18 protein-coding genes are annotated in these 18,630 nt (G+C 58.8%); 5 read left to right on the top strand and 13 right to left on the bottom strand.

The features are described from left to right. Positions 1–35: 35 nt before the first annotated feature. Positions 36–2,174, bottom strand: coding sequence for a catalase HPII (gene katE, locus AC3ZVB_RS17635; protein ID WP_490147282.1), 2,139 nt, complete (start codon positions 2,172–2,174; stop codon positions 36–38). 262 nt (positions 2,175–2,436) lie between these two features. On the opposite strand from katE, the gene AC3ZVB_RS17630 reads away from it, so the two are divergent. The 3 genes from AC3ZVB_RS17630 to AC3ZVB_RS17620 all read left to right on the top strand — a co-directional run bounded on the left by AC3ZVB_RS17630 (position 2,437) and on the right by AC3ZVB_RS17620 (position 4,952). Beyond that, on the top strand, positions 2,437–3,444 hold the full coding sequence (locus AC3ZVB_RS17630; RefSeq protein ID WP_194690808.1) for a methionine ABC transporter ATP-binding protein: 1,008 nt from the start codon (positions 2,437–2,439) through the stop codon (positions 3,442–3,444). Next, complete coding sequence (locus tag AC3ZVB_RS17625; RefSeq protein ID WP_194690807.1) at positions 3,444–4,118, top strand: methionine ABC transporter permease; 675 nt, start codon at positions 3,444–3,446, stop codon at positions 4,116–4,118. Before AC3ZVB_RS17630 ends, AC3ZVB_RS17625 begins: the two co-directional genes overlap by 1 nt. Before the next feature lie 63 nt (positions 4,119–4,181). Beyond that, positions 4,182–4,952: a MetQ/NlpA family ABC transporter substrate-binding protein gene (locus AC3ZVB_RS17620; protein ID WP_490147281.1), complete on the top strand. Its 771-nt coding sequence runs from the start codon at positions 4,182–4,184 to the stop codon at positions 4,950–4,952. Positions 4,953–5,128: 176 nt separating this feature from the next. Here the strand turns inward: AC3ZVB_RS17620 and AC3ZVB_RS17615 are convergent, their stop codons facing one another. From AC3ZVB_RS17615 to AC3ZVB_RS17595, 5 genes are read right to left on the bottom strand one after another with little or no spacing between them, the layout of a single operon-like run. Further along, positions 5,129–5,764 (bottom strand): SCO family protein, encoded by a 636-nt coding sequence (locus AC3ZVB_RS17615; RefSeq protein ID WP_490147280.1) that lies wholly within the window; start codon positions 5,762–5,764, stop codon positions 5,129–5,131. Next, positions 5,761–6,660, bottom strand: coding sequence for a heme o synthase (gene cyoE, locus AC3ZVB_RS17610; protein WP_162438900.1), 900 nt, complete (start codon positions 6,658–6,660; stop codon positions 5,761–5,763). The genes AC3ZVB_RS17615 and cyoE overlap by 4 nt, the downstream gene beginning before the upstream one ends. Further along, entirely contained in the window at positions 6,648–7,727 is a 1,080-nt protein-coding gene (locus tag AC3ZVB_RS17605; RefSeq protein ID WP_162438901.1) for a COX15/CtaA family protein, read from the bottom strand. The genes cyoE and AC3ZVB_RS17605 overlap by 13 nt, the downstream gene beginning before the upstream one ends. A gap of 10 nt (positions 7,728–7,737) precedes the next feature. Then, positions 7,738–8,331, bottom strand: a complete 594-nt coding sequence (locus AC3ZVB_RS17600) for a PA_0111/PP_0108 family protein (protein ID WP_162438902.1) — start codon at positions 8,329–8,331, stop codon at positions 7,738–7,740. Continuing rightward, positions 8,297–9,037: an SURF1 family protein gene (locus AC3ZVB_RS17595; protein ID WP_490147279.1), complete on the bottom strand. Its 741-nt coding sequence runs from the start codon at positions 9,035–9,037 to the stop codon at positions 8,297–8,299. The genes AC3ZVB_RS17600 and AC3ZVB_RS17595 overlap by 35 nt, the downstream gene beginning before the upstream one ends. Before the next feature lie 70 nt (positions 9,038–9,107). On the opposite strand from AC3ZVB_RS17595, the gene AC3ZVB_RS17590 reads away from it, so the two are divergent. Next, the gene (locus AC3ZVB_RS17590) at positions 9,108–9,311 is read left to right on the top strand and encodes a twin transmembrane helix small protein (protein ID WP_008064738.1); all 204 of its coding nucleotides are present in this window, start codon (positions 9,108–9,110) and stop codon (positions 9,309–9,311) included. 4 nt (positions 9,312–9,315) lie between these two features. Here the strand turns inward: AC3ZVB_RS17590 and AC3ZVB_RS17585 are convergent, their stop codons facing one another. The 4 genes from AC3ZVB_RS17585 to coxB form a co-directional block, all read right to left on the bottom strand. Next, the gene (locus AC3ZVB_RS17585; RefSeq protein ID WP_490147278.1) at positions 9,316–10,203 is read right to left on the bottom strand and encodes a cytochrome c oxidase subunit 3; all 888 of its coding nucleotides are present in this window, start codon (positions 10,201–10,203) and stop codon (positions 9,316–9,318) included. A 25-nt stretch (positions 10,204–10,228) separates the two neighbouring features. Further along, positions 10,229–10,780, bottom strand: a complete 552-nt coding sequence (locus AC3ZVB_RS17580; RefSeq protein ID WP_162438905.1) for a cytochrome c oxidase assembly protein — start codon at positions 10,778–10,780, stop codon at positions 10,229–10,231. A gap of 204 nt (positions 10,781–10,984) precedes the next feature. Continuing rightward, the gene (ctaD, locus tag AC3ZVB_RS17575) at positions 10,985–12,571 is read right to left on the bottom strand and encodes a cytochrome c oxidase subunit I (RefSeq protein WP_162438906.1); all 1,587 of its coding nucleotides are present in this window, start codon (positions 12,569–12,571) and stop codon (positions 10,985–10,987) included. Positions 12,572–12,653: 82 nt separating this feature from the next. After that, positions 12,654–13,781 carry a cytochrome c oxidase subunit II gene (coxB, locus tag AC3ZVB_RS17570; RefSeq protein ID WP_490147277.1) on the bottom strand — a complete coding sequence of 376 codons (1,128 nt, stop codon included), beginning with the start codon at positions 13,779–13,781 and terminating at the stop codon, positions 12,654–12,656. A 369-nt stretch (positions 13,782–14,150) separates the two neighbouring features. Between coxB and AC3ZVB_RS17565 the strand changes: the two genes are divergently transcribed. After that, a complete protein-coding gene (locus AC3ZVB_RS17565; RefSeq protein ID WP_162438908.1) occupies positions 14,151–14,801 on the top strand; it encodes a hypothetical protein in 651 nt (216 codons plus the stop codon). Between the two features lie 120 nt (positions 14,802–14,921). Here AC3ZVB_RS17565 and AC3ZVB_RS17560 read toward each other — a convergent pair whose 3' ends face one another. From AC3ZVB_RS17560 to AC3ZVB_RS17550, 3 genes are all read right to left on the bottom strand, one after another. Beyond that, positions 14,922–16,448 (bottom strand): SulP family inorganic anion transporter, encoded by a 1,527-nt coding sequence (locus tag AC3ZVB_RS17560; RefSeq protein WP_490147276.1) that lies wholly within the window; start codon positions 16,446–16,448, stop codon positions 14,922–14,924. 82 nt (positions 16,449–16,530) lie between these two features. Beyond that, positions 16,531–17,265: a carbonic anhydrase gene (locus AC3ZVB_RS17555; RefSeq protein WP_162438910.1), complete on the bottom strand. Its 735-nt coding sequence runs from the start codon at positions 17,263–17,265 to the stop codon at positions 16,531–16,533. A gap of 244 nt (positions 17,266–17,509) precedes the next feature. Then, positions 17,510–18,568 carry a PA0069 family radical SAM protein gene (locus AC3ZVB_RS17550; RefSeq protein WP_194690801.1) on the bottom strand — a complete coding sequence of 353 codons (1,059 nt, stop codon included), beginning with the start codon at positions 18,566–18,568 and terminating at the stop codon, positions 17,510–17,512. Positions 18,569–18,630: the final 62 nt, after the last annotated feature.

Here is an 18,630-nt window from a genome sequence, read left to right as displayed (position 1 = left end):
TTGCCCGCGAAGGCATTTCAACGATCGATTAAACCTTAAGCCGGAACCGCTTTTGCCTTTGGCTCCCGATCCCAGACCCGATGTTGCCCAATCGCCGCAATGAACGGTTTGAACAACTTCGCATCCGCCCCTACGATCAGTCCCGCATCAGCCTCCAGTTTCAGCACATCCAGCAACTGCTTGGCCTCGCCGTGCAGTGCGATCGCCTTCAAGTGCTTGTAAGCCTCCAGCAGGTAATGCAGCGCAACGCCATCCGTGCTCAAGGCCTTGATCGACGCCGCGCCGCCCGGCACAAAGACCGCATCGAATGCCACTGACGGCAAACCTTCCATCGACGCGTCCACCGGCAGCGACTTGCCATCGGCGGTGGTCACTGGCGCCGACGTCGGCCCCAGCAGCTTGACGTGGGCACCTTCTGCCATCAGGGCTTTCTTCAGCGCGTCGATTGCGGCGCCATCTACGCCGTTCGCCGCCAGAATCGCCACTTTGCGGGTTTTGATATTTCCTGGCAGCAGGTTGGCCTGACTCAAGGCGGGCGAGCGATCCAGCGACGTTTTTGGAACCTCAACCGTACCGGCTTTCGGTGCAGGCAGACCAAGGTTCTCAGCCACGCGCTTGGCCAGCTCAAGATCAATGTTTGCCAGAATTTCGTTCACCTGACGTGCACGAATGAACTCGCGCTCAACTTTGCCCAGCTCGAAGCTGTACGCGGCAATGATGTGCTCCTGCTCGTGCTTGCTCATGCTGTGGAAGAACAAGCGGGCTTGGGAGAAGTGATCGCCGAACGACTCACTACGTTGGCGAATCTTGTTCGCGTCGATACGTTCCGGATAAGTCTCGAAACCACCATCCTGTGCCGCAGGTGGCGTTTCTTTTGGCCAGCCGCCGTCGATGGAATTTGGCTCGTAAGATGCGCGGCCCTTGTCGATCGTGGTGCGGTGCATCGCATCGCGTTGGCCGTTATGGAAAGGCGCCACCGGACGATTGATAGGAATCTCGTGAAAATTCGGTCCACCCAGTCGGCTGATTTGCGTATCGGTGTAGGAAAACAGACGACCTTGCAGCAATGGGTCATTGGAGAAGTCGATGCCCGGCACGATATGGCCAGGGCAAAACGCGACCTGCTCGGTTTCCGCGAAAAAGTTGTCCGGGTTGCGGTTCAGCACCATCTTGCCCAGCGGCGTGATCGGTACGATTTCTTCGGGAATGATTTTGGTCGGGTCGAGAATGTCGAAGTCGAAGGAATGTTCGTTTTCCTCCTCAACGATCTGTACACCGAGCTCCCATTCCGGGTAGTCGCCCATCTCGATCGACTCCCAGAGATCGCGACGGTGGAAGTCGGTATCTTTGCCTGCGAGCTTCTGCGCCTCATCCCACACCAACGAACAGGTGCCAGCAGTTGGGCGCCAGTGGAATTTGACGAAGCGTGATTTACCCTCGGCGTTAACCAACCGGAAGGTGTGCACACCGAAGCCCTGCATGCTGCGCAGACTCTTCGGAATCGCGCGATCGGACATGGTCCAGATCACCATGTGGGCCGATTCCGGAACCAGGGATACAAAATCCCAGAAGGTGTCGTGGGCCGAGCCGCCGGTTGGGATTTCATTGTGCGGTTCCGGTTTGACCGCATGTACGAAGTCAGGAAACTTGATCGCGTCCTGAATGAAGAAGACAGGCATGTTGTTGCCCACCAGGTCGAAGTTGCCTTCGTCGGTGAAGAACTTCACGGCGAAACCTCGTACATCCCGCACGGTATCGCCTGACCCGCGAGGGCCTTGCACCGTGGAAAAGCGCGTGAAGACCGGTGTTTTCTTGCCCGGATCCTGTAGGAAGCCGGCTTTGGTCAGCGCCGCATGGTTTTCATACGTCTGGAAGTAACCGTGAGCGCCGGTACCGCGGGCATGCACGATGCGCTCCGGGATTCGCTCATGGTCAAAGTGCGTGATTTTTTCACGCATGATGAAATCTTCAAGCAGTGAAGGCCCGCGGGCGCCAACCTTCAACGTGTTCTGGTTGTCCGAAACCTTTACGCCCTGGTTGGTGCGCAGGGCCTGGCCCGTAGCGTCCGAGCGAAATTTTTCAAGGCTCTCGAGCTTGGTGCTGGTATTGCCTCGGTCCAGGGTGTCGGTCCCGGCCAGGTCGCTTTTGGGTGTGGCAGGCTTCTTGGTACTCATCAGTCGTAAACTCCTCGTTGCGATTTCGTCCTAGCCGGACTTGTGAGCAATCTTCCAGGCACGGCACCTGGGGTTATCGAGTTGCTTAATTAGTGACTGATGAAGGGTTTGAGCCGTTCCTTTTTTCTGACCTTTGATCGCGTTATTGCCAAATGACAGGTTGAATGCGAAATAAATGCTAAGAACCTCTATACGGACAGGCTAAAATGCGCGCCCAGCTAACCGCTGATCCATTTCTAACGCGCCCCACAAGGTTCGCTACGTGATCGAGTTTCAAAACGTCCACAAAACCTACCGCGTCGCCGGTAAGGATATTCCCGCCCTGCACCCGACCAATCTGACGATTGAAAACGGTCAGGTATACGGGTTGATCGGCCATTCCGGCGCGGGAAAAAGTACCCTGCTGCGTCTGATCAATCGCCTGGAAAACTCCAGCGGCGGCAAGATCTTTGTCGATGGCGAAGAGGTCACCGCGCTCGACGCCAACAGCCTGCGGCGCTTTCGCCAGCAGGTCGGGATGATCTTCCAGCACTTCAACCTGCTGGCATCCAAGACTGTGGCCGACAACGTCGCGTTGCCGTTGACGCTCGCCGGCGAACTGTCGCGCAGTGAGATTGACCTGCGTGTGGCCGAATTGCTGGCGCGGGTGGGCCTGTCTGACCACGCCAAAAAATACCCGGCGCAATTGTCCGGTGGCCAGAAGCAGCGCGTCGGTATCGCTCGCGCCCTGGCAACCAAGCCAAAAATCCTGCTGTGCGACGAAGCCACCAGCGCCCTGGACCCGCAAACTACGGCGTCGGTCCTGCAATTGCTGGCCGAAATCAATCGCGAGCTGAAACTGACCATCGTACTGATCACCCACGAGATGGACGTCATCCGCCGGGTTTGTGATCAGGTCGGAGTGATGGACGCAGGCGTGATTGTTGAGCAAGGTTCGGTGGCCGATGTGTTCCTGCATCCGAAGCACCCGACCACCAAGCGTTTCGTGCAAGAGAGCGAGCAGATAGACGAAAGCGAGCAGCGCGATGACTTTGCTCACGTGCCAGGCCGTATCGTGCGTCTGACGTTCCAGGGCGAAGCGACCTACGCGCCGTTACTCGGTACGGTCGCTCGCGAAACGGGTGTGGACTACAGCATCCTGGCCGGCCGAATCGACCGCATCAAAGACGTCCCCTACGGGCAACTCACACTGGCAGTCACCGGCGGCGACATGGAGGCGGCTTTTGCCCGCTTCACCGCGGCTGACGTCCACATGGAGGTGCTGCGCTAATGGAAGCCCTGTCAACGTTCTTCTCCAACATCGACTGGTTCGAAATCTGGCTCGCCACCGGCGACACACTGTTGATGCTCGGCGGCTCGCTGTTGTTCACCGTGTTGCTGGGCTTGCCGCTGGGTGTGCTGTTGTTCCTGTGCAGCCCGCGTCAGTTGCTGGAAGCCAAAGGTATCTACGCGATGCTGTCGCTGGTGGTGAATATCCTCCGCTCGCTGCCATTCATCATTCTGCTGATCGTGATGATTCCGTTCACCGTGTTGATCACCGGCACGTCCCTCGGGGTTGCCGGTGCGATTCCGCCACTGGTGGTGGGCGCCACGCCATTCTTCGCTCGACTGGTGGAAACCGCGCTGCGTGAAGTGGATCGCGGCATCATCGAAGCGACCCAGGCCATGGGTGCTTCGACCCGGCAGATCATCACCAATGCCTTGCTGCCGGAAGCGCGTCCGGGCATCTTCGCGGCGATTACGGTGACAGCTATTACACTGGTGTCCTACACGGCAATGGCCGGTGTGGTGGGCGCTGGCGGTCTGGGTGACCTGGCGATCCGCTTCGGTTACCAGCGTTTCCAGACTGATGTGATGGTTGTGACTGTGGTGCTGCTACTGGTGCTGGTGCAGGTGCTGCAAACCGTTGGCGACAAACTGGTTGTCCATTTTTCCAGAAAATAAACAAATGAGCCGGCCATTCGCTGGCAGGCGCCGAAGACAGGCGTCTCACATGGAGTTAGCTGAATGAAAAAACTACTCGTCGCGTTCGCAGCCGTTGCTGCGTTCTCTGCTCAGGCTGAAACCCTGACTGTCGCGGCCACCCCGGTCCCGCACGCAGAAATCCTCGAATTCGTTAAACCGGCCCTGGCCAAAGAAGGCGTGGACCTGAAGGTTAAAGTCTTCACTGACTACATTCAGCCGAACGTACAGGTCGCCGAAAAGCGCCTGGACGCCAACTTCTTCCAGCACCAGCCGTATCTGGATGAGTTCAACAAGGCCAAGGGGACCGATCTGGTCGCCGTTGCCCGTGTGCACCTGGAACCGTTGGGCGCTTACTCCAGCAAGTACAAGACCCTGGCCGAACTGCCAGGCGGCGCCAACGTGGTCATCCCGAACGATGCCACCAACGGCGGTCGCGCCCTGTTGCTGCTGCAGAAAGCCGGCCTGATCAAGTTGAAGGAATCGAACAACATCCTGTCGACCATCAAGGACATCACCGAAAACGCCAAGGACCTTAAATTCCGCGAACTGGAAGCCGCGACCATCCCGCGCGTGCTGACCCAGGTCGACCTGGCGCTGATCAACACCAACTACGCGCTGGAAGCCAAGCTCGATCCGTCCAAGGACGCGCTGGTCATCGAAGGCAACGACTCGCCTTACGTGAACATCCTGGTCGCTCGTCCAGAGGACAAGGACAGCGAAGCGATGAAGAAGCTGATTGCTGCCCTGCACACTCCGGAAGTGAAAGCCTTCATTCTTGAGAAGTACAAAGGCGCGGTACTGCCAGCGTTCTGATCTGAAGCTGTAACGAAAAAAGGGGCGCATTGAATGCGCCCCTTTTTTGTTGCCTGAAACTCTGACCCTGTGGGAGCGGGCTTGCCCGCGATGACGGCCTGACATTCAGCATCTGCTTTGGCGCTGACGGCCCTATCGCGGGCAAGCCCGCTCCCACAGGGTTAAACGATGTTTACTTAATTGCGTTTAAGCATCACCGGCAACTGCGCCACAAGCTTCACATTGTTCAACGGCGCTCGAATAAACCCGCGCTGTGTCCCGTCAGGCCCGATGACCGCGAGGTTGCCACTGTGATCAACCGTGTAATTCGGCTTGCTGGTGTCCGCTGGAATAAAAGGGATGCTGACCGCGTTGGTGAATTTTTGCAGGTCGTCGATCGAGCTCGGCGTCAGGCCGATGAACTGCGGATCGAAGTAGCCCAGGTACTGCTTGAGTTGCTTCGGCGTATCGCGATTCGGGTCGACGCTGACCAGGATGATCTGCAACTTATCCACAGCCTCGGGCGGCAGTTCGCTTTTGATCTGGCGCAGTTGGGCGAGGGTGGTCGGGCAGATGTCCGGGCAGAAGGTGTAGCCGAAGAACAGCAGCGACCATTTGCCCTTCAGCTCGTCGACCGCAACCGGTTTGCCGTCCTGATCGGTCATTGTCACGTCCGGCAGGTTACGGCTTTGCGGCAGCAGAATGATCCCGGCGTCGATCAAAGCCGTCGGGTCGCCCTGGCCTTTGCCGGACAGCACTTTGTTGATGGTCAGGCCCAGGACCAGCGCGATCAGGGCGACGAGGATGAAGACGGTTTTCTGGGTTCGAGTCATAGGTTCAACAGTAAGTAGTGGTCTACGAGCAGCGCGATAAACAGCAGGAACAAGTAGTAGATAGAGTACTTGAAGGTGTTGATCGCCGCGTGCGGCCGAGTGCCACGGTACAGCACCACGGCCCATTGCAGAAACCTCGCGCCCAGGCCGAGCGCACAAATCAGGTAGAGCAGGCCACTCATGTGGATCACGTACGGCATCAGGCTGACGGCCAGCAGGGCGAAGGTGTAAAGCAGGATGTGGACCTTGGTGTAATGCTCTCCGTGGGTGACGGGCAGCATGGGGATGTCTGCCTTGGCGTATTCCTCTTTGCGGTGAATGGCCAAGGCCCAGAAGTGTGGCGGGGTCCAGGCGAAGATGATCAGCACCAGCAACAGCGGTTCAGCGCTGACATGGCCAGTAGCGGCGGTCCAGCCGAGCAGTGGCGGGGCAGCGCCGGCCAGGCCACCGATCACGATGTTCTGCGGTGTCGCGCGTTTCAGGAATCCGGTGTAGACCACGGCGTAACCGAGCAACGAGGCGAGGGTCAGCCAGGCGGTCAACGGATTGGTGAAGGCCAGCAGCAGCGCCTGGCCGAGCATCGCCAATACCAGGGCAAACGTCAGTGCAGCAGCCGGTGAAACCCGACCTTCAGCCAGCGGCCGTTTGTGCGTACGCGCCATCACCGCATCGATACGCCGATCCACCACATGGTTGACCGCCGCTGCGCCACCGGCACACAAGGCAATCCCCAGATTACCGAAGATCAGCACCGTCCACGGCACGCCGGCGCGGGTCGCGAGAAACATGCCGACCAGTGAGGTGATGAGCATCAGCACCACCACTTTCGGCTTGGTCAGCTCCAGATAGTCACGCCAGATCGCCTGGCTGTGACGTTCGCCGATCAGAGTCGCCATGGCATCTCTCCTTTTATTGTTATGGGCCCGGCTGAATGCTTACGCGGACTGAAACGCCAGCGCGCGGGAGTTTGCTGCTTGACCCGAACCAGACTGGTCCGCGCGTGATAATTGACCAGCACCATCGTCAGTAAAAGTGCCGCTCCCCCTGCGTTGTGAGCGACGGCGACAGGCAGCGGCAAGTGGAAAATCACGTTGCTGATGCCCAGGGTGATTTGTGCGCCGAGCGCGATTAGCACCAGCCCTGCCAGCCGGGTCATGCCGACAACTTTGAGTTGCCAGGCCAGCCCGAGCAAGACGAGGGTCACCAACAGCGCGCCGATGCGATGGGTCAGGTGAATGGCGGTACGGGCATCACTGTCCAGTTGCCCGCCCAGGTAGTTCGGGCCGATGTGTTGGGTCAGATGAAAACCGTTGGCGAAGTCTGCCGGTGGCAACCATTGCCCATGGCACGTCGGGAAGTCGATACACGCCACGGCCGCGTAGTTGGAGCTGACCCATCCGCCGAGGGCGATCTGCCCAATGACCAGCAGCAGTCCTGCGGTGGCCCAGTACTGCAAGCGCCGTGGCACGGTGAGCGCGGGCAACACGCCGGACAGGCGCAAGGTCAGTAGAAACAACAGGCTCAAGGTCGCGAAGCCACCGAGTAAATGCCCCGTTACCACCTGCGGCCAGAGCTTGAGTGTCACCGTCCACATACCGAATGCGGCTTGCGCAATCACCACCGCCAGCAGGAACAACGGTAACTTCACGGGTTGCCCCGGATGACGCCGATGGACCCAGGCACGTCCTGCCAGCACCGAAATCAGCAGCCCCAGCGTGCCGGCAAAGTAGCGGTGGATCATTTCGTTCCAGCCCTTATGGGCTTCGACCGGCGTATCAGGGAAATGCAGTTCGGCATGGGCCAGTTGGGCTTCGCTTTTTGGCACGCTGATAAAGCCGTAGCAGCCCGGCCAGTCCGGGCAACCAAGGCCCGCGTGAGTCAAGCGGGTGTAGGCGCCAAGCAACACCACAACCAGTGCCAGCAAGGTGGCAAACAGCGCGAGGCGAAATCCAGGTTTGGCCATGACGATGCCCTTATCCGATGTTCGACAGTTTCAGCAGATGACGCAGGTCGTTAAGCAAGTCCTTGCCCTTGACGGTCGGGTCGTAGCGCAGCACCAGATTGCCGTGGGGGTCGATAATCCACAGCTGCGGCACAGCCTTGTCACCCGTCGTCTTGCTGAAGGTGGTCAGGTCCATGGGATAGCGTTGCAGTTGTGGATACTCGCGGGTCAGCTTGGCGTCGTACTCGCTGCTCAACGGCTGCGCGGCAGCCAATGCGTGACTGGCGCGTGACGCGTCGCGACCAAGGCCGATCTGAATCTGCCGGGCCAGATACACCAGTTGCTGACAGTCCACCGAGCAATCCCTGGGCGCCGTCACCAGCATCTGCCAGCGGTCCTCTTGCGCCTGTATGCCAAGGTCGGCGCGCGTCTGGCCATTGCCGATCAGCTCGCCGTGATAACTGCGACCTTCCGGCACCCAGAACTGCAGTTTGTACATGCCGGTGGCGAGGATCATCGGACCGATCACCCCAAGCAGGATCAGCAGCAGCTGCAAGCGACCTTTACGCCGACTTGCCGGCGTTTTCGCCTCAGACATGCTGGGTGGATTCATGGCCGCTCCCATGGTGTTTCTCCTTTGCGTTGTGCCAGCCGAGGTAGATAAAAAGGCCGAGCAGGGCGATCGACATGGCGAACCACTGCACGGCATAAGCGATGTGTTTTTCCGGGCCCATGGCAACCACCGGCCAGTCGGCCTGGTAGGTCGTCGGGCCGGATTCCGCACGTAATTCGTAGTCGAAGCCTTCCCGGTCGAGCGCCGTCCAGAGCTTCGTGGGGTCAACGGCAGTCACCAATTGTGGCCAGGTTGTGGTGCTAGGGTCGGCGTGCAACTGGAAGGTTGCGCCAGGCGAGACATAGACCCAGGCGTCAAGGCTCAAGGGCTGAGTCGGTGTAGTGAATTGCGGCGGAGTGCGCCGATCAGGCCATGGCAGCCAGCCGCGATTGACCAGTAGCCATAGGCCGGTCGCCTGGTCCTGAAAGGGTTGCAGCAATTCGACGCCGACTTTTCCGTCGCGCTGGCGGTTATCCAGCAGCAGGCTGTGCGCAGCATCGAACTGACCGTGCAGGCGAACGCGGCGGAAAGCCGGGTCTTGAGTGTGTGGCAGTTCGGTGCTGGCCATCGGTTCGGCGGCACGACGCTCGGCGTAGCTGTGCAGCAGAGCGCTTTTTTCCGCGCCCCGGCTCAACTGCCAGAACCCGAGCGACACGAGCAGCGGCAGCAACAGGGCTACCACCAGTGTCGGCACGACGCCCGGCCGGAAGCGCTTCATGGCGTCGCCAGAAAGTCGGTAATCGCGATAGCTATACTCAAGTGCATCGCCTTTCCCCCGGAGTCTCACCATGCTCAAAGCAGCCATCGTCCTGATGCTGATTGCCACGGTTGTCAGCCTGTTCAGCGGCCTGTTTTTTCTGGTCAAGGACGACAGCAGCTCGAACCGCCTCGTCATTGCCTTGAGTGTTCGCGTTGCTCTGGCCGCCATTACCGTCGGCTTGATCGCCTGGGGTTTCTTCAGCGGCCAGCTGGTTTCTCACGCGCCCTGGTAGGGCCTTACAGCACGTAGACGAAGACGAACAAACCGATCCACACCACGTCCACGAAGTGCCAATACCAACTCGCCGCTTCAAAGCCGAACTGATGCTCGTTGTCGAAGTGCCCGCGCATGACCCGCATCAGCATCACAAACAGGATGATGGTGCCGATGGTCACGTGGGCGCCGTGGAAACCGGTGAGCATGAAGAACGTCGCGCCATAGATGCCCGAACCCAGTGTCAGCCCCAGCTCACGGTAGGCGTGCACGTACTCTTCGGCCTGAAACCCGAGGAACGCGCAACCCAGCAGTACAGTGATCGCCAGCCAGATTTTCAGCGCGCCTCGATGGCCCTTTTTCAAGGCGTGGTGAGCGATGGTCAGCGTGACGCTGGAGCTCACCAACAGAACGGTGTTGATCAGTGGCAGGCCCCACGGGCTGATGACTTCTTTGGGTGGCGGGAAGAGTTTCGAATCGGGGTTATTCAGCAGCGGCCAGACGAACTCGAAGTTCGGCCACAGCATATGCGCGATGCCTTTGGGGCCTTCACCGCCGAGTGCCGGTCCCGAGACATGCCGCACGTAAAACAGCGCGCCAAAAAAGGCGATGAAGAACATTACCTCCGAGAAGATGAACCAGCTCATGCCCCAACGGAACGAACGATCCATTTGCGCACTGTACAAGCCCGCGCGCCCCTCCTTGACCACCGTCCCGAACCAGCCGAACAGCATGTAGGCCAGCAGCAGGCCACCGACGAAAAAGATCAGCGGGCCGTGGGAATCGGGCCGCACTGCCTTCAGGTCGTTGAACCAGGTGGCGAGGCCGAACACGGTGACAAACATGCCGAGCGTGCCAATGATTGGCCATTTGCTCTGGGACGGTACGTAATAGTGCTCATGAGTTGCCATTTATTGTTCTCCTTATCGGGCACGCTCAGCCGCCAGTATTTAAAGCCACCGGTGGATGTCGGGCGGTGATATCGAACAGCGTGTAGGACAGCGTCAGGTGCTTCACATCCTTGGGCATGTCGCGGTCAACAATGAAACGTACCGGCATCTCGATCCGTTGACCGGGCTGCAACACTTGCTGGGTGAAGCAGAAGCATTCGGTCTTGTGGAAATAAGCCGCCGCGGCACTGGGCGCGATGCTTGGCACGGCCTGGGCGCTCATCGGTTTGTCGGTCGGGTTGTGGGCGATGAAGATCATCTCGTTCACGGCACCCGGGTTGGCGGTCAATTCATCACCTTTGGGATAGAAGTCCCAGGACATGTCCGCCGAGTTAGTCGAGAGAAACTGCACGCGCACCTGCCGCGACATATCGACGGTCTGCTCCCCTTCGTATTGCCCGGCGGTTTTGCCGTTGATGCCGAACGCCTTGCACATCACGTCATAGATCGGCACCAGGGCAAAGCCGAAAATAAACATCGCCACCACCACCAACAGCAGCCGGGTGACGAGTTTTTTCATTGAAATTGAATCAGCCATGGTTCAAACCCTCTACGCAGAACCCTGTGGGAGCTGGCTCTGTGGCGAGGGGATTCATCCCCGTTCGGCTGCGCAGCAGTCGTAAAACCTGAGAACCCGTTGTGTCTGACACGGCGCGGTTGCAGATTTTGGGGCCGCTTCGCAGCTCAACGGGGATGAATCCCCTCACCACAGGGACTTCGCCGACTCCAAGGGGGTGGGTGTTCATTTCACTTCCGGTGGAGTTGTAAAGGTGTGATACGGCGCCGGTGACGGAATGCTCCACTCCAGACCCTCAGCTCCATCCCAGGGCTTGGCCGGTGCAGGCGGGCCGCCGCGGATGGTTTTGATCACGATGAACAGGAAGAAGATTTGTGTGGCGCCGAACATGAATGCACCGATCGACGACACCATGTTGAAGTCGGCGAATTGCAGGTTGTAGTCCGGAATCCGCCGCGGCATCCCCGCAAGACCCACGAAGTGCATCGGGAAGAAGGCCATGTTCATGCCGATGAACGAGAGCCAGAAGTGCAGCTTGCCGAGGGTTTCGTCGTACATGTGGCCGGTCCATTTCGGCAGCCAGTAATAAGCCGAGGCGAAGATCCCGAAGATCGCTCCCGGTACCAACACATAGTGGAAGTGCGCGACCACAAAGTAGGTGTCCTGGTACTGGAAGTCCGCCGGAGCGATGGCCAGCATCAGCCCGGAGAAACCGCCGATGGAGAACAGGATCACGAACGCCACCGCAAACAGCATCGGCGTTTCGAAGGTCAGCGAGCCTTGCCACATGGTGCTGGCCCAGTTGAACACCTTCACCCCGGTCGGCACTGCAATCAGCAGCGTGGCGTACATGAAGAACAACTCGCCCACCAGTGGGATACCCACCACGAACATGTGGTGCGCCCATACGATGAACGACAGGAACGCGATGCTCGCCGTCGCATAAACCATCGAGGTGTAGCCGAACAACGGCTTGCGCGAGAAGGTGGGGATGATCGAGCTGACGGCACCGAAGGCCGGCAGGATCATGATGTACACCTCGGGGTGACCGAAGAACCAGAACACGTGCTGGAACAGCACCGGGTCACCGCCACCGGCGGCACTGAAGAAGCTGGTGCCGAAGTGGATGTCCATCAGCATCATCGTCACGCAACCGGCCAGCACCGGCATTACCGCGATCAGCAGGAATGCAGTGATCAGCCATGTCCAGACGAACAGCGGCATTTTCATCAACGTCATGCCGGGGGCGCGCAGGTTGAGGATGGTGGCGATCACGTTGATCGCCCCCATGATCGAGCTGATCCCCATCAAGTGGATGGCGAAGATGAAGAACGTCACGCTCTCCGGTGCATAGGTCGTCGACAGCGGGGCGTAGAACGTCCAGCCGAAGTTCGGTCCGCCACCGGGCGTGAACAAGGTCGATATCAGAAGGATGAACGCCGCTGGCAGCAACCAGAAGCTGAAGTTGTTCATCCGTGGCAAGGCCATGTCAGGCGCGCCGATCATCAACGGGATCATCCAGTTGGCGAGGCCGACGAACGCCGGCATCACCGCACCGAAGACCATCACCAGGCCGTGCATGGTGGTCATCTGGTTGAAGAACGCCGGCTCGACAATTTGCAGACCTGGCTGGAACAGCTCGGCGCGAATCACCATCGCGAACGAGCCCCCCAGCAGGAACATGGAGAACGCGAACCACAGGTACAGCGTGCCGATGTCTTTGTGGTTAGTGGTCAGCACCCAACGCATCAGGCCTTTGGCGGGACCGTGGGCGTGGTCGGCATGACCATGGTCATCAATGACGGCGCTCATGGCGTGTCTCCTGCAAACAGATGGGCTGGGCAGGCCGGGGCGCGCTGCCCCGACCAGTTCCTTACATGCGCAATAGACTGGGTCATTTGCTTTCCGCCTGTTTCAGCTCCAGCACTTCTTTTGGAGTGACCATGTCGCCTTTGTTGTTGCCCCAGGCATTTCGTTCGTAGGTCACGACCGCCGCGATATCGACTTCCGAGAGTTGCTTGCCGAACGCTGCCATGGAAGTGCCAGGCTTGCCGTGGAAAACAATGCTCAAGTGATCCTTGATCGGGCCGGTGGCGATTTTCGAGCCTTTGAGTGCCGGGAACATCGGCGGCAGCCCCTGACCTTCGGCCTGGTGACAAGCCACGCAGGTGGTGTGGTAAACCTTGTCGCCGCGCTCTTTGAGCTCGTCGAGGGTCCATTCCTTGCTGGTCAGCTCTTTGAGTTGTGCGGCTTCAGCCTTGCGCTCACCCAGCCACTTTTCGTAATCGGCCTTTTCCTTGACCTCGACCACGATCGGCATGAAGCCATGGTCCTTGCCGCACAATTCGGCGCACTGACCACGGTAGATGCCGGGCTTGTCGACACGTGTCCAGGCTTCGTTGACGAACCCCGGAATCGCGTCGCGCTTGACCGCGAAGGCCGGCACCCACCAGGAGTGGATCACGTCGGCGGAGGTGACGAGGAAGCGCACTTTGGCGCCGATCGGCAGCACCAACGGTTTGTCGACCTCAAGCAAGTAATGCTCGCCCTTGGCTTCCTTGTTGTGGATCTGGTCGGCGGGAGTCGCCAGGTTGCTGAAGAACTCAACGTCCTGGCCGAGGTATTTGTAATGCCACTTCCACTGATACCCGGTGACCTGGATATCAATATCCGGCTCACTGGCGTCGTACATCTTGATCAGGGTAGCGGTCGCCGGAACCGCCATCGCCACCAGGATCAGGAAGGGCACAATGGTCCAGAGGATTTCGACGGTAGTGCTTTCATGAAACTTTGCGGCCACCTGCCCGGTCGAGCGGCGGTGGAGGATCATCGACCAGAACATGGCGCCGAAGACGATGATGCCGATCACTACACATATCCAGAAAATGGTCATGTGCAGGTCAAATACTGCGTGACTGATTTCAGTCGCTCCAGGCGCCATATTCACAGTCCAGGCCGCTTGTGCCTGACTGAAAATCGACCACAACAGGAGGCCCATCCAGACGTGTGGATGTCGCATCATTGCGGGTTCCCCTTATCGTTCTTGTTATCCCGCCGGCTTTCACCTGCGGCAAGGGAGCGGCTTTTCAGACTACGAACTTGATTGCCGGGCCTTGCTGCGTGTGCAGTCGGGCGTCATCAGCTAACTCCATTCCAACCCGAGTATAGACAGCGACTGGCACCCCGCAATGCGATGGCGTAAATGAACTGAAACAGACGGGACTTGCGCTCAAGGGCACGAATGGAGAAGGATGCAGACGAATGGTGGCAAATGGATATAACGCTGATGTCTTAAGGATGAAATAATTATGACAAATGCGTCTTAGGATTTTTCCTGCGCCAGCTAAGTTATGTCTTCCCTATTTCTTTGCCTTTGTTTCCTGGAGTTTTCATGAACACCGCCGCATTGCGCGAGCAGATCCAAAAAGCCCAAAAACATGAAGCCGAAACCGGCCTGCTGACTCGTCAGCTGGAAAGCAAGCTGCCTCGTTTACACCCGGCTATCCAACTGCCGGAGACTGACGCCAACGGCGTACTGACGCGTTTTGTCGCGACCTACATCGACGAGGTTCCTGATCTGCTGGATGCGGCCAACGAAGTGGCCAAGGAAGCAGGTATCGAGTCACAGATCAAACCGGTGCTGAAAATCGCCGAGCAATACTTTCTCCAACCGCCGGCGATCATGGCCGGGCACGTCGGGCTCGACAGCCTGCTGGATGAGGCCTACCTGGCGCATCGGTTTGTCGAAGAGGTCAATGACCTGTACATCAAACATCTGGGCCAGCCATTGATCCCATTGGACATGACTGTCGCCAACCTGATTGCCCATCAACTGATCGGCGAGACGTTTGCCAACCAGCTGGATGAGGTGGTGCATCACGCCCTGGACGAGCTGCTCGATGATCAAAGCTTCGCGCTGGAATCTGTGGAAGCCTACCGCGAGAAACTCAGTAGCCCGGACACTGGCGCCGCATGGAAGCGCTGGCCGTGCATGTCACGCCGCTTAGGCGTGGGCCTGGAACTGGATCAACCGGCGGCCTGATCCATTGCATGATGCATTCCCCCTGGGGGAGCGAGCCTGCTCGCGATAGCGTTGAATCAGTCGACATCATTGTTGAATGATCCATGGCAATCGCGAGCAGGCTCACTCCCACAGTGTTATCTACATGGCTGAACCTACGCCGGACGTCGTCCGCAACCGCCCCTCCAATCTGCGCTTCAACCCTCGCGCTTCAATCAGCAGCTTCGAACCTTTGGCCGCATTGGCCCGTCCCCATTCCTCCAGCAACTCAAGGCACGAGTGATCGATGTAACTCAGGTTGTTGAGTGGCACGTGCACCGTCGCGCCCGGTGGAATGGTCCCCAGCACCTGGGTCAGCGCCGGTACCTTTAAAAACGTCGCGGCGCCCGTCAGCCGCAGCTCCATTTCACCCTCCTGGGGCAGGTCCACGAGGCTGATTTTCAAGCGTGAAGCTTTCCACGCCAGCTTGGCCAGCGTCAGGCCAAAACCGATCAGCACGCCAGTCAGCAGGTCGGTGAAGATGATCGCCAGCGCGGTGGCCGCATAGGTGAACATCGGCATCCGGCCATAACGACCCAGGCCACGAAAGGCCTTGAGGTCGACCAGTTTGAAACCGGTGTAGACCAGAACACCCGCCAGGCTAGCCACCGGGATGCTTTGCAGCACGCTCGATAACAGCAATACGAACGCCAGCAACCACAGGCCATGAAATATCGCTGACATTCGGGTGGTAGCACCCGCCTGAACGTTGGCAGAGCTGCGCACGATTACGCCGGTCATTGGCAGCGCGCCGAGCAGCCCGCAGAGCATGTTGCCCACGCCTTGAGCCGATAATTCGCGATCAAAATCGGAGCGCTGACCACTGTGCATGCGGTCCACCGCTGCGGCGGAGAGCAGGGTTTCGGCGCTGGCGATAAACGCCACGGCAAACGCGGCAATCAACAGCGTCGGATCTGCCAGGTTGAGCAAGTCCGCAGGTTTCAGCCAGTCGATGGCCTCTGCCAGATTGGCCGGGACTTCCACTCGTTTCACCTGCAGGGCGAGCATCAGGCTGGCGATTGTCGCCAGTCCTACGCCAAGCAAGGCGCCAGGAATGAATCGCAGGGAATGCGGACGGAATTTTTCCCACAGCCACATCACTGCAATCGTCGATAGCCCGAGCAAGCCAGCCTGCCAGCCGAAGGACGGTAAAGCTTGCGCGACGGCCGCGGGGAACGCTGCAAGGTTATCCAGGCCAGAGGGTTTGGGCACGGCGTCGAGCATGACATGCACCTGGGACAGCACGATCAGCACACCGATACCGGCGAGCATGCCGTACACCACTGCCGGCGCTGTCACCCGGAACCAGCAACCGAGTTTCAAGCGCCCAGCAACCAGTTGCAGAAAACCTGCCAGCAGCAGGATCGGCCCGAGCATGGCGATGCCATGCTGGCGCACCAGTTCGAACACCAGAACAGCCAGCCCCGCTGCAGGCCCGCTGACCTGGAGGGGAGAGCCGGCCAGCCAGCCGACCACCAGGCCTCCGATGATTCCGGTAATCAAACCTTTGGCGGGTGGTAGCCCGGAAGCGATGGCGATGCCCATGCACAAAGGCAGGGCGACCAGAAAGACGACCACTGAAGCGAGGAGCTCCCGTGGCAAAACAGCTTTGAGTTGCGCGGCACGCATAGTGATTCTCCCGATATTTTCTTCAGGCATGGCAAAGCCAGGCTGCAGGATCTGCAGCCTCGGCTATGTCACTTAGGAGGATTTAGAAGCGTGCTTTGGGCGTCGCCACCGGAATCGGATGGGTGCCATCCAGCGGCAGGAAACATCCCTGGTCCGCGTCGTAAGCTTTAATTGCGCTGGTTTCGATGTCGTACACCCAGCCATGGATGAACAGATGACCGTTTGCCATGCGCGAGGCCACGGACGGATGAGTCCGCAAGTGCTGCAATTGGGCGATCACATTCTCTTCGGTGAGGATGTGCATCGTCTCGTTTTCGTCGGCGCAGTTGCAGTTGTCATGCACCATGGTTTTCGCGACTTCGGCGTGCCGCAGCCAGGCTTTGACCGTGGGCATTTTTTCCAGGCTATCTGGGTTGAGCACCGCGCGCATTGCGCCGCAATCGGAGTGGCCGCAGATGATGATGTGCTGCACACCCAGCGCCAGCACCGCGTACTCGATGGCGGTGGAAACGCCACCGTTCATCTGACCGTAAGGCGGTACGACATTGCCGACGTTGCGGGTAACGAACAGATCGCCAGGCGAACTGTGGGTGATCAGCTCCGGGACGATGCGCGAGTCGGCGCAGGTGATGAACATTGCCCGAGGCTGTTGGGCCGTTGCGAGTTTCTTGAAGAGTTCTTCCTGTTGCGGAAAGATCTCATGATGAAAATGCAAAAAGCCGTCAACGATATGACGCAGCGCTGCATCGGCGCTTTCCACATCAGCAGGTGGTGTGGAAGCCGACGCAGCCAACGGCTGTTTATCCTTGTCACTCATGAATTGATCCTCATTGGCGGAGTCAGGGAAGTTTCCCGTTTTGTCCGGTGTGAAGCCAGTGGCTGTCTAAAAAACATCCAGGTCGGAAATCGCGACCCGTCAGTCACTCGATGAACAAGGTAGCCCGCGAAACTTAACTCAAACTGAATCAACCGCTCTAGAACGTGTGTTCCAGGTCACAAAAAACGTGACTGGCGTAATGGCAAGATGCTTTTACTCCTACTCAACCATAGGCTAATTGTCTCTAAATCAACGACATCTGGCGACCCGGCGGACAGAAGGCGTCGCAGTCCAGATTAAAACCTTCCCGACGATTAAGTCCCAGGCGTTTTATGGTTTTAGCGAACCGCTGCGCAAGCAGGTCGGCGAACGGACCCTCACCGCGCATTCGAGAGCCGAACCTGCTGTCGTAAAGCTCACCGCCACGGCTCTGGCGAATCAGACTCAACACATGCGCAGCCCGTTGAGGGTAATGCGCGGCCAGCCATTCCTCAAATAGCGGCGCCACCTCCAACGGTAGGCGCAACATCATGTAGGCAGCGCTCTGTGCACCAGCGGCTTGCGCCTCGGTCAGCAAGCTTTCGAGCTCACTGTCATTGATCATCGGAATCATTGGTGAACAAAGCACGCCTACCGGGATTCCTGCTTCTCGCATGACACGGATCGCTCGCAATCGGGCTTTGGGAGCAGCGGCGCGGGGCTCAAGAATGCGCTTGAGCTCGTCGTCCAGTGTGGTGAGGCTGATCATCACGGCCACCAGTCGCTGTTCGGCGAGTTCGGCCAACAGATCCAGGTCCCGAAGAATCAGCGAACCTTTGGTGATGATGGTTACCGGGTGACGGTAACGCAGCAGCACTTCGAGGGTTTGCCGGGTGATCTTGTGTTCACGCTCGATCGGCTGATAGGGATCGGTGTTGGAGCCGAGGTTGATGGGCGCGCACTGGTAACCGCGTCTGGACAGCTGCTCTTCGAGCACATCGGCGGCATTGGTCTTGGCGATCAGTTTGGTTTCGAAGTCCAGCCCGGGCGACATGTCCCAATACGCGTGACTGGGACGCGCATAGCAGTAGATGCAGCCATGCTCACAGCCGCGATAAGGGTTGATCGAGCGATCAAACGGCAGGTCTGGTGAGTTATTGCGGGTGATGATGGTTTTCGCCGTTTCGATGCGAACTTCAGTGCCTTGTGTGACGGGAGCTTCCTGGTACCAGCCGTCATCTTCCGCCACCGAGCGATTTGGTGCGAAACGGTTATGCGGGTTGGTGGCGGTGCCGCGACCACGCGGAGGTAGAGGGCTGGTCATCGAAAACTCCTTTGGCTGTACGTCCATACAGTAGCGATCCTTGGAGGAATCGACCAGTGCCG

The sequence above is a fragment of the Pseudomonas sp. MDV22-iso1 genome (assembly GCF_058145095.1).
The sequence above is the reverse complement of the archived record's forward strand: the minus strand, read 5'-3'. Positions and strand labels throughout refer to the sequence as shown.